The sequence below is a fragment of the Pseudoalteromonas sp. BSi20439 genome, assembly GCF_000241165.1.
In the GTDB taxonomy this organism is placed as follows: domain Bacteria; phylum Pseudomonadota; class Gammaproteobacteria; order Enterobacterales; family Alteromonadaceae; genus Pseudoalteromonas.
Genome location: NZ_BADW01000035.1, coordinates 1 through 10,082 on the forward strand (window position 1 = coordinate 1; position 10,082 = coordinate 10,082).

Annotated in this window: 12 protein-coding genes; 7 read left to right on the forward strand and 5 right to left on the reverse strand. The window is 37.9% G+C overall.

Going from position 1 to position 10,082, the window contains the following annotated elements; all coding sequences use genetic code 11:
- Nucleotides 1-283, reverse strand: a 283-nt coding sequence (locus tag P20439_RS03040) for a hypothetical protein (protein ID WP_036932789.1), incomplete at its 3' end; no start/stop codon positions are given.
- A complete protein-coding gene (locus P20439_RS19070; protein WP_008464533.1) occupies nt 280-402 on the reverse strand; it encodes a hypothetical protein in 123 nt (40 codons plus the stop codon). The genes P20439_RS03040 and P20439_RS19070, both read right to left, overlap by 4 nt.
- Before the next feature lie 222 nt (nt 403-624).
- Here P20439_RS19070 and P20439_RS03050 point away from each other — a divergent pair, with 222 nt between their 5' ends.
- From P20439_RS03050 to P20439_RS03075, 6 genes are all read left to right on the forward strand, one after another.
- Nucleotides 625-834 carry a hypothetical protein gene (locus P20439_RS03050; RefSeq protein ID WP_050947001.1) on the forward strand — a complete coding sequence of 70 codons (210 nt, stop codon included), beginning with the start codon at nt 625-627 and terminating at the stop codon, nt 832-834.
- A gap of 638 nt (nt 835-1,472) precedes the next feature.
- Nucleotides 1,473-1,856, forward strand: coding sequence for a response regulator (locus tag P20439_RS03055; protein WP_008114642.1), 384 nt, complete (start codon nt 1,473-1,475; stop codon nt 1,854-1,856).
- An 8-nt stretch (nt 1,857-1,864) separates the two neighbouring features.
- Nucleotides 1,865-2,770 carry a MoxR family ATPase gene (locus tag P20439_RS03060; protein ID WP_008114646.1) on the forward strand — a complete coding sequence of 302 codons (906 nt, stop codon included), beginning with the start codon at nt 1,865-1,867 and terminating at the stop codon, nt 2,768-2,770.
- A 4-nt stretch (nt 2,771-2,774) separates the two neighbouring features.
- Nucleotides 2,775-3,761 (forward strand): DUF58 domain-containing protein, encoded by a 987-nt coding sequence (locus tag P20439_RS03065; RefSeq protein WP_008464538.1) that lies wholly within the window; start codon nt 2,775-2,777, stop codon nt 3,759-3,761.
- Nucleotides 3,754-5,727 carry a DUF3488 and transglutaminase-like domain-containing protein gene (locus P20439_RS03070; protein ID WP_008464540.1) on the forward strand — a complete coding sequence of 658 codons (1,974 nt, stop codon included), beginning with the start codon at nt 3,754-3,756 and terminating at the stop codon, nt 5,725-5,727. Before P20439_RS03065 ends, P20439_RS03070 begins: the two co-directional genes overlap by 8 nt.
- Entirely contained in the window at nt 5,724-7,046 is a 1,323-nt protein-coding gene (locus P20439_RS03075) for a Na+/H+ antiporter family protein (RefSeq protein WP_008464542.1), read from the forward strand. Before P20439_RS03070 ends, P20439_RS03075 begins: the two co-directional genes overlap by 4 nt.
- Before the next feature lie 181 nt (nt 7,047-7,227).
- Here the strand turns inward: P20439_RS03075 and P20439_RS03080 are convergent, their stop codons facing one another.
- Genes P20439_RS03080 through P20439_RS03090 form a run of 3 tightly spaced genes read right to left on the reverse strand, consistent with a single transcriptional unit; the run spans nt 7,228 to nt 9,336 of the window.
- On the reverse strand, nt 7,228-7,662 hold the full coding sequence (locus P20439_RS03080) for an acyl-CoA thioesterase (protein WP_008114650.1): 435 nt from the start codon (nt 7,660-7,662) through the stop codon (nt 7,228-7,230).
- A gap of 5 nt (nt 7,663-7,667) precedes the next feature.
- Nucleotides 7,668-8,486 carry a M23 family metallopeptidase gene (locus P20439_RS03085; RefSeq protein ID WP_008464544.1) on the reverse strand — a complete coding sequence of 273 codons (819 nt, stop codon included), beginning with the start codon at nt 8,484-8,486 and terminating at the stop codon, nt 7,668-7,670.
- Nucleotides 8,479-9,336: a 6-carboxytetrahydropterin synthase gene (locus P20439_RS03090; RefSeq protein ID WP_008464546.1), complete on the reverse strand. Its 858-nt coding sequence runs from the start codon at nt 9,334-9,336 to the stop codon at nt 8,479-8,481. Before P20439_RS03090 ends, P20439_RS03085 begins: the two co-directional genes overlap by 8 nt.
- A 195-nt stretch (nt 9,337-9,531) precedes the next feature.
- Between P20439_RS03090 and fabA the strand changes: the two genes are divergently transcribed.
- Nucleotides 9,532-10,047 carry a bifunctional 3-hydroxydecanoyl-ACP dehydratase/trans-2-decenoyl-ACP isomerase gene (fabA, locus tag P20439_RS03095; protein ID WP_008114654.1) on the forward strand — a complete coding sequence of 172 codons (516 nt, stop codon included), beginning with the start codon at nt 9,532-9,534 and terminating at the stop codon, nt 10,045-10,047.
- Nucleotides 10,048-10,082: the final 35 nt, after the last annotated feature.

Below are 10,082 nucleotides of genomic sequence, written 5' to 3' on the forward strand. Positions count from 1 at the left end.
GCTCGTTAACTTTAGATTTTTGTTCTTCTAAAGCAACTAAGAACTCATCTTCTTTTAAGCCCTCAGTATTAAATTCATAATTTATTTCAGGTAGTTTAGGGAATAAAGTTTGAGTATCAGCTGTATAACCAATAACCCCTGCACGCTTACAATGACGTAAGTCAGCAAGGGCAAAGCTAAACGAAAGATGGTCAATAATTGTTTGGTTATCTTCATGTTTTTTAAAACGCTCAAGACGGTTATTGATTAATTGTGTTGCACGGTCACTATATTGATAATTCATATAACCCCCTGCTCAACTAGCTGGCGATAATTAGAATCAGTAATTTCTACCGTTTCACAATCATATTCATGGGCAACCCAACAGCGAAAACGATACATATTATCGAAATAATCATACATGCGAACACCGTCCAAATCGTATGTGACCTGAACGCCTGCCTGTCTGTTATTTTCGAAATATATCTTCATTAAGTGAAAACCTATTTGTGAGTTAATGAATGTATGCATTCACCTATGCAATAAAAAGATTTATACATTAATGCATTCATGAATGCAAGTATGAGAGCATAATTAAATTCAAGCGTGCTATTATTCAAAAATTAGATAAAACAGGCTTAAACTATGAAAAAGACAGACAGAACAACAATATCAATAGCAATAGAACGCAAAATGGAACTTGAAAGAAAGGCAATTGAAATATCACATAAAACAGGAAAACAAATTAAATGGACTGATGTGGTTCATTACATGATTAACAACTATCAGGTAATGGCTAAAGACGATTTAATAGAAGAAGAAAAAAAACAGAGTAGTTATTCAGTGCGAGCATAGGTTTAGATAGGAGTTATACCCCGTAATACAATTACGGGGTTTTTTTGGATTGTTCCCAGCAAAGGCAGTGAGGGTCTCGGAACTCGCCCTTCTCTCTGCCTTTTGCTGCTGGGGAATAGTTAAAGATGGTTTAGGTTTATCAGGGGCGCATGCTGCGCGGGTTTGATTCTTCAAACTTATATGGTTTATGGATGCGGCCGACTGGGTTCAGGTTTTCAAATTAAATTAAGAATGCGGCCTTACATGAAGCAAAGCTTCATAGGTTCTTAAGCTCAACTCTCCAGTGGTACGTAATAATCACATTAAATTATTAAGTAACCTTACTTTTTGTATGGTCATTGATGAGCCTATAATTGCCATTATGTTACGTGCCCTATCGGGTCGGCCTGTGCTGCGCTATTTTACAGGCCGCAAACACTCAACATAACGCCTCGTACAAATTATAGGTAGTAATATTTAAGTGCATGTGTGGCGCTCTATTTTAATAACTTCAAGCTCACTAAGTCCAATACCAGACGGTATCGGACATTAAGTGCATTTAAACGACTATTACGGTAATTCATAGTTATCACCTTGAGGTTCCTTAATGCTTGGCTTAATATTAAACCACAAGCCGTAAAAAATGTTGAAGTATTCATATGGAATTTGTACGCCCACTCGAACCAATTTTAATTATTGATGATGTTAAACAAATCCGTGCTGACTTAAGCCAAGTGTTAGCCGGCTTAGGTTTTGATGACATTATTGAGTGTGATAATTTTGATTGTGCTAAACCCTTACTTAGCGAAAAATCACCCAACGTTATATTTTTAGATGTTGATTTACCTAATTCTGAAAGCATCGAAATTTTAGAGTCGATTAATAACGAGCACCCATATGCTCATGTGGTTATGTGCTCAGGCCATAATAGTTTTGAGACCGTACAAAATACTTGGGAACTTGGCGCAAAAGAATTTATAGCCAAGCCTTTCAACGCGCAAAAAGTTGATGCCGTAATGAAACGTTTAGAACTGATAGATTAAAGGACATTATGCAGCACCTAGTTACCACTATTATTGATGACCTATCTACCGTTATATTTGGCAAGCAACAACAAATAAAATTAGCATTAACCTGTTTGTTTAGTGAAGGTCATTTACTAATTGAAGACTTACCAGGTATGGGTAAAACCACTTTATCGCATGCATTAGCTGCTGTTTTGGGTTTATCGTATCAACGTATTCAATTTACTAGCGATTTATTACCCGCTGATATTATTGGTACCAATATTTTTAATAATAAAGAACACAGTTTTTCATTTCATAAAGGCCCGATTTTTAGTCAAGTTGTACTTGCTGATGAAATAAATCGTGCGGGTCCTAAAACCCAAAGTGCTTTATTAGAAGCCATGGAAGAACAACAAGTGACCGTAGATGGAGAAAAGTACCCGCTCCCTACTCCGTTTTTTGTTATTGCTACTCAAAACCCTTTATATCAAGCAGGAACTTATCCGCTGCCAGAATCGCAATTAGACCGTTTTTTAATGCGCATAAGCTTAGGTTTTCCACCTAAAAACGCTGAAAAAAGATTACTATTAAACAATCAAAAGCGCGATTACTCCCAATTACCACAGCGAATTAACCAACAACAACTTAAACAAATACAAGAATCTATAGCTAATATTACGCTAAGCGCTCCGGTTGTTGATTATATAATTGAATTAGTGACTTACACTCGTGAGGCTCAATCGTTATCAGCTTCTCTTTCACCAAGAGCAAGTATGGCATTGGCAAAATCAGCAAAAGCATGGGCCTATATTGAAGGTCGAGATTTTGTACTTCCCGAAGATGTACAAGCGGTATTCTCTAGTGTGTGCCAGCATAGATTAGATTTGCACAGTGAAGCGGGCAACAACCAAATTGCAGACATTTTAAAACATGTTTTAGTGCCCGTTTAAAACAATGGGTATTTTTAAAATAAAACGCCCTACTTTTATCCATGCTATAAAAAGTGCAATTTTAACGGCCTTATTAAAAAATAAGCACAAAAAAAATAGCATCACTTTAACGCATAATACTACTTATGTTTTGCCTTCCACACTGGGTGTATATTTTACGATAGTTGCGCTATTAAACTTTGTAATGGGAATTAATTATCAAAATAATTTAATTCTGTTTATGGCGTACTTAATGTTTGTGATTATTATTTTTGCCTTGTTGTTAGGTTACAGCAACGCAAAAGGATTAACTGTTAGCTTTAAATATGCCATTGAGAGTTATGCACCTCAGCCACCCCAATTAGTGTGGCAAATAAAAGCAAACGACATATGTCAGTCAATTACTTTAAGTTATCCAAATAATTTTGAACACACCTGCTATATAGAGAGTGTTAAAACCGACGCTATACAATGCCAGTTATCATTACCTTATTTAAAGCGCGGACGCTATTCACTAAAACCAATAAAAATTGCCAGCAATTATCCATTTGGTTTGGTTAGTGTATGGAGTTATATTCAACCTAGTCATGCGGTTTATGTTTACCCATCAATTATTAAAACGCTTAATCAACAATTAAGCCAAATGACTGCTAATGATGATGAAGGAGCTGAAAAACACCAAGGTGATGACGAATTTGAAAGTTTAATTACCCATTTGCCAGAAATGGGGTTGCAGCGAGTTTCGTGGAAACACTTCGCAAAAACTCAGCAATTATTAGTAAAACAATTTAGTGATTTTAAATCTGCCGATACACAATTTGACTTTAACTTAATGACTGGCGATACCGAGCAACGCTTAGGGCAATTGTGTTACCTAGTATGCCAAGCGTTTGAAAGCGACATTAATTACTCGTTGAATTTGCCCAATAAGGTCATAGAAAATGGCTCCGGTAAGTTTCATCAGCAACGCTGTCTACAAGCCTTAAGTAGTGTAGGCACTGATTATGAATAAGATCAAAAATCAACGCGTTATAAATTTTTCTCTATCTTTTATTTACTTAGGGTTAGTGAGCTTTTTTATAGAGCACTTGCCCCTGCCCTTTATTATTATGCTTAGCATGTTATGTGGCTGGAATATTTATTTAACCCTTAAATACAAACAAAAGCCCAACACGTGGCTCGCAAACGGACTCGCTGCAATAGCATTAATTATTATGCTTAGCAGTATTGGCTTTAAAGATACCGTGGTGTTGTTTGTTGCTATGCTTTTGCTGTCATGCGTTTTTAAATTACTACAGGCAAAAACAAAGCAGCATTATCAATTAATCATCACCCTCACATTCTTTTCACTTTCAGCAGTGTATTTGTTTAGCCAAACTATTTTTACTACTTTAATTATTAGCACACTGTATGTTTTAAACTTTGCGGTACTGGGTTTGCTCGAATCGAGTCATAGTCTAAAACTGTCATCGAAACAAAGCGCAAAAATAATGCTGCTGGCTTTTCCTTTGGCTGTTGTGCTCTTATTATTTTTACCAAAACTCCCTGCATTTTGGCAATTACCTGGGCCAAAAATGGCGCAAACAGGCCTATCTGAACAAGTAGACCCATTTGATATAGCTAAATTATCAAACTCTGATGAATTGGTGTTTAGAGCTAAGTTTAATAATAACTCAGCCTCTACCCCTTATTACTGGCGCGCTATTGTACATGATGAATTTGACGGTAAAGCTTGGAAAACATCTTCATTTTTAAAGCAAGCAATGATGTTACCAAGCCAAAATAGCAGCAATGGAAACACCACTCAATACTCAATAATTGCTGAGCCAGCAATGGCTGATTGGTTATATGGGATTGGCTATGCCAACAGTGACGATGAAAATGTAGTTTCCAATTCAGTGGGTTTGCTGCGTAAAAAACAATATAAATCCAAAGTGTTGCAATATTCCGTTAGTACTAAACCATTATCTAGCAAAAAACTTAATAACGTAGAGCAGCGTTTTTATAAATCGCTTTCAGTGAGTAATAACCAGAAAAGTTATCAGCTGGCGCAACAATTAAAAAACAGTAGTGCTAACGCCGATGAGCTTTTTAATAAACTGCTAGATTATTTTTCGCAAAATAACTTCAGTTATACTCTTACACCAACACCTATGCGCGGCGATGATACTCTTGATCAATTTATGTTTAACAATAAGCGCGGTTTTTGTGGTCATTATGCCAGTGCAGCGGCCTTTATTTTTAGAAGTGCAGGCATACCAGCGCGGGTAGTCAGCGGATATTTAGGCGGCGAGTACAATCAAAGCAATGACTATATTACTGTTCGTCAATACGATGCGCATGCTTGGGTTGAGGTTTATACTAATGCAGGCTGGAAAATATTTGATGCAACAGCGGTTGTAGCCCCCGAACGACTAAATGGTTCTTTATCGCAAAGTGCAGCATTAAATGACGAATTTAAAAATAATATTAATTTTGGTTTAGTTAGCTTAAGTAATTATGCTGCCATAAACTGGCTTCGCCTTGAATTAGAAAATCTAGATTACCAATGGTCTAGTTGGGTGCTGGGGTTTGATAAAAACAAACAACAAGATTTATTAGCGGCCCTATTTGGTAACACTTATATTTGGTTAGTACCGCTAGGGGTTATTATTGTTTTGATTTTAAGCTTTAGTGCTTACTTTATTTATATAAACCGCCCCAAAGTTACCACCAAACAACCTCCCCTTGTAAACGAGTACTATCAACTACTAAAATGGGCTAATAAGCAGGCTATAAACTACCCTGAAAATGCTCCGCCAGTTCAAACTTTACTGCACATTAGTCAACATGCCCCCTATGCAGAGCAACAAATAACCGCCTTTTGTCACTTATTTGAGCAAGTACGCTATGCAAGGCAACCATTTACCAAAGAACGTAAAAATCAGGCTAAAGATCTGATAAAATTAATTAAATCTATAAAACAGAGAAATCTATGAACGCAGTTATTATAGGCGTTATTTTAATGCTGGGACTCACTTTGGTCCGCGTAAATGTGATTGTTGCAATGACAATCAGTGCACTTGTTGCCGGATTAACCGCAGGCATGGGGTTAAAAGAAAGTATTGATGCGTTTAATTCTGGTTTATCATCAGGCGCCGAAATTGCTCTAAGCTATGCGATGTTAGGTGCCTTTGCCGTTGCGATTTCAAAGTCAGGCTTGACCCGAATTTTAGCTGCTAAGTTACTCGCCAAAGTAAATGCACAAACGGGTTCTAGTGAAACCGTATTAAGCTACTTTATCCTCTTTATTATTTTGATTTGTGCTATTTCATCACAAAATTTGGTACCGGTACATATTGCCTTTATCCCCATTTTAATTCCGCCGCTTCTTGTGGTGTTTAATAAACTGAGATTAGATAGGCGTGCCATTGCTTGTATTTTAACCTTTGGTTTAGCCACCTCGTATATGGTGCTTCCGTATGGCTTTGGTGGTATTTATTTATATTCAATTTTACATAAAAATCTGGTTGATAATGGCCTTGAAATTATTAATACCAGTGTTCCGTTGGCGATGATCATTCCTGCTATTGGTATGTTTGTTGGCTTGTTGATTGCCCTGTTCATTACTTATCGAAAACGACGTGAATACACAAGCACAGCATTAACTGTGCAAAGCCAACAAGCCGATGTTGAAAACCCTAAAAAGGTAATGCTGGTTGGTTTATTTGCAGTGCTTGCATCACTCATTGCTCAAAATGCCAGTGGCTCAATGATATTAGGTGGCCTAGTTGGTGTGGTTATATTTAGTGTATTTGGTGTGGTTAAGTGGGAAGAAAACGGCGACGTATTTAGTAAAGGTGTTGCCATGATGGCAATGATTGGCTTTATTATGATTTCAGCGCAAGGTTTTGCAGCGGTAATGAAAGAAACAGGACATGTTGCCAGCCTAGTGCATAGCAGCGCCGCCATCTTTGACGGTAATAAACCCATAGCAGCCGCTGTAATTTTATTAGTGGGCTTATTTATAACTATGGGTATAGGTAGCTCATTCTCAACGGTACCTATTATTGCCACCTTATTTGTTCCTTTATGTTTAGAGCTAAACTTTTCTGTAATGGCAACCGCTGCACTTGTTGGTACTGCTGGCGCATTAGGTGATGCCGGCTCCCCTGCGTCTGATTCTACATTAGGGCCAACATCAGGACTTAATGCTGACGGACAACATGACCATATTTGGGATTCGGTTGTGCCAACTTTTATCCACTTTAATATTCCGCTATTGGTGTTTGGCTGGATAGCCGCTATGGTTTTATAATTATGTAAAGGCGTGCAATGCACGCCTTTTTATTACTTAAATACACCTTCCCTTTTGATAAACCTATACTCTTTATTTTTACTCATTTGCTAGCTAGTCGGTCTAAAAAGTATGATGTGTTCTTGTTAGTTGATAATATAAACACCAGTTATGGTGCTTATATTATTTTTACTGTTAGGTGTTATAACTCAAAACCATGTAGCATTTTGTCACACACGACAGGGGTTGGCCTGTGGTTATCATCCACGGCAACAAAGGTAAAACTACCCGTAATGGCAGAATGCTTATTATCTTTGTGCATGGTTTCTAAAAATATTTCAACATCTACCTTTAAGCTGGTATTACCAACATGCGACACTTTTGAGATTAATTCGGCAAATGAACCTGCCGGAATAGCCTCTTTAAAATCGACTCTATCTGATGAAATAGTTACCAATGGTTTACGACAAAAACGGGTGGCAGCTATAAAAGCAACCTCATCCATCCATGCTAATGCGTCACCACCAAATAGCGTATTATGATGGTTAGTCCGCCCAGGAAATACAGCTTTAGTTACCGAAGTGGTCGAATCTTTTATACGTTGCGCAATAATGGCTTCGCGCTCTACTTGAGTCATAATCTCTACTTTTTGTTAGCTAATGTGTCTTGCATTAATAATGCAGGGTCAAGGCGTTCACCTTGCCAATTAAATCGCCAATCTAAATGCGGCCCAGTTACACGACCCGTAGCACCTATTTCAGCTACCTTTGTACCTTGTTCAATCTTCTGCCCTACTTTGACATCAAGCTTGCTTAAATGAATATAAGTAGAGGTAACCCCATGACCATGATCTAAAATCAAAGTACCACCTGAGTAATATAAATCGGGTTCTGCAAATACTACGGTTCCGCTTATCGGCGCATACACAGGTGAACCTGTTTTGTTTGCTATATCTAAACCAAAATGAGGCCTGCGAGGTTCGCCATTAAAGTAACGTTGGCTACCATACACACCTGAAATACGCCCTTTTGCAGGCCTAAGTACTGGTTGTAAAAAGTATTCTAAATCAGAGTTAACAGCGCGAGCCTTTCTTACGGCAACGGCTTCACGGCTAATGCGTTCACTCACCGCTTTTGGTGGCGATACGTATTTTTTAGCAACACCAGTAATTTTATCTATATTGTAATCGCGAAGAGTTATAACTAAATCTTGGCTGTGGCTTTTACCGCTGTTATCTATCCAGCTTAATGTATGCACAGGTTTTGCGTCTCGGCCAAAACCAAATACAAATAGACCACTGTCTGCAAGCTTTAACAACTTACCATTAAGGCTCACCGACTTAGCGTTTTCTAATTGCCCTGTTACTAGTCCCCCTTGAGTTAAGTGCCCTTTTAGCTCAAGCGCCATAGCACTAAAGCTAGTTGATACGATTAACGCCGAAACTAATAAGGTTTTAAGCATAACTAATCGACCCCTTACCAACGCCTTCGTAGGCGGTAATTTTAACGTCTTTTTCTGGGTGCTCTAATTTCACTTGGCTGGCAATGTAGTCAGCAATACATTCTACCGTGGTATCAATCGGTAAAATGTCACAGCGTGATTCACTAATGGCCATTTCAAAATAACCTTGCGCTGCAGTATACGCAAAACAAACATCATCATTTTTAGCTGTGATATGTTTTAATTCAGAAGCGGTAATTTGATCTTCACTAGTTGCTAAGTAAATATCACGCCACTTATCAGCCCACTGTTTTTGCAAACGAGGCATAGAAATACCGCCTAGGCTTATACCAATTTGTGAGCGATGACCATGAATAATACGCTGGCAATTACCATCATGCTTTTTAAGGCCATGACTATAGTGGTAATAAAAACTCTGATTGTGCTCAGGCTTTAACACCAATTCTATTTTTTCAATATTATCAGGAAGCTGTGGCAGTATGGTGGCAATTAAATACTCGGTCACTGATTCAACGGTAATTTCATCAGTATCTATTAAACAATATGCTTGATGTGGCGCGCTCATTGCTAAGTGCTTATTATCAGCAAATGTACAATCTAATGTTTTGTGATCAGCAAATTCGTTAATGCTGCCGTTTATGTTGTTAGGAACAGCTAAACGGTGATCAATACACTCATCAATAATGCCTTTAATTTGCTTTTTAACTAAGCCAAAGTCTAACACCATAGACTCTTCGTTTAGTTTGCCATGTAAAGTCAAATCAACAATCCAACTTTCGCCAACTGCACCGCGTTTATTGCATAAGTAAGAAAAATCAATCACAGTGAGTGAGTTAACAAAAAGGGTCATAAATTTCCTTTAAACTGATTAAAAGTCAGCCCTAATTATAATGATTTCTGTTAGTAATTGCGCGGTTTAATCATACTAAAATCAGTTGCATTAACTGATTGCTTATAATTAAACCATTTTTTAACTGCTCCGAGTTGTTTAGCGTACAAGTGTACGCTAAAGTACGGGGCAATTTCTAAGCAAAGATAAAGTGTTATGGAACCTAAAAATAGCTATACAAAAGAAGATTTGATCCTTTGTGGTCAAGGTGAAATGTTTGGTGAAGGAAACTGTCGTTTACCAAGTGACAACATGTTAATGATGGATCGTATCATTTCAATTACCGATGACGGTGGTGAACATGGTAAAGGTCAAATAATTGCAGAGCTAGATATCGACCCTAGCCTTTGGTTTTTCGACTGCCACTTTAAAGGCGACCCTGTAATGCCGGGTTGTTTAGGCTTAGATGCTATGTGGCAACTTGTAGGCTTTTTCTTAGGTTGGTCTGGTGGGCCAGGTCTTGGTCGTGCATTAGGTGTGGGTGAAGTTAAATTTACCGGTCAAATATTGCCAACGGCTAAAAAAGTAACCTACCGTCTAGACATGAAACGCGTAATTAAGCGTAAATTGTTTATGGGTATGGCTGATGGCACCGTAGAAGTAGATGGCCGCGTTATCTACGAAGCAAAAGATTTAAAGGTAGGCTTGTTCCAAGATACCAGCGCGTTTTAAGTTTAAAACACGTAGCAAAAAGGCCTCCATTTGGA

What these genes read in the sequence shown, in the direction of transcription:
- P20439_RS03085 (WP_008464544.1), bottom strand. Translation starts at nt 8,486, where the DNA reads ATGCTTAAAACCTTATTAGTTTCGGCGTTAATCGTATCAACTAGCTTT.
- P20439_RS19070 (WP_008464533.1), bottom strand. Translation starts at nt 402, where the DNA reads ATGTATGATTATTTCGATAATATGTATCGTTTTCGCTGTTGGGTTGCC.
- P20439_RS03050 (WP_050947001.1), top strand. Translation starts at nt 625, where the DNA reads ATGAAAAAGACAGACAGAACAACAATATCAATAGCAATAGAACGCAAA.
- P20439_RS03055 (WP_008114642.1), top strand. Translation starts at nt 1,473, where the DNA reads ATGGAATTTGTACGCCCACTCGAACCAATTTTAATTATTGATGATGTT.
- P20439_RS03060 (WP_008114646.1), top strand. Translation starts at nt 1,865, where the DNA reads ATGCAGCACCTAGTTACCACTATTATTGATGACCTATCTACCGTTATA.
- P20439_RS03075 (WP_008464542.1), top strand. Translation starts at nt 5,724, where the DNA reads ATGAACGCAGTTATTATAGGCGTTATTTTAATGCTGGGACTCACTTTG.
- fabA (WP_008114654.1), top strand. Translation starts at nt 9,532, where the DNA reads ATGGAACCTAAAAATAGCTATACAAAAGAAGATTTGATCCTTTGTGGT.
- P20439_RS03065 (WP_008464538.1), top strand. Translation starts at nt 2,775, where the DNA reads ATGGGTATTTTTAAAATAAAACGCCCTACTTTTATCCATGCTATAAAA.
- P20439_RS03090 (WP_008464546.1), bottom strand. Translation starts at nt 9,336, where the DNA reads ATGACCCTTTTTGTTAACTCACTCACTGTGATTGATTTTTCTTACTTA.
- P20439_RS03070 (WP_008464540.1), top strand. Translation starts at nt 3,754, where the DNA reads ATGAATAAGATCAAAAATCAACGCGTTATAAATTTTTCTCTATCTTTT.
- P20439_RS03080 (WP_008114650.1), bottom strand. Translation starts at nt 7,662, where the DNA reads ATGACTCAAGTAGAGCGCGAAGCCATTATTGCGCAACGTATAAAAGAT.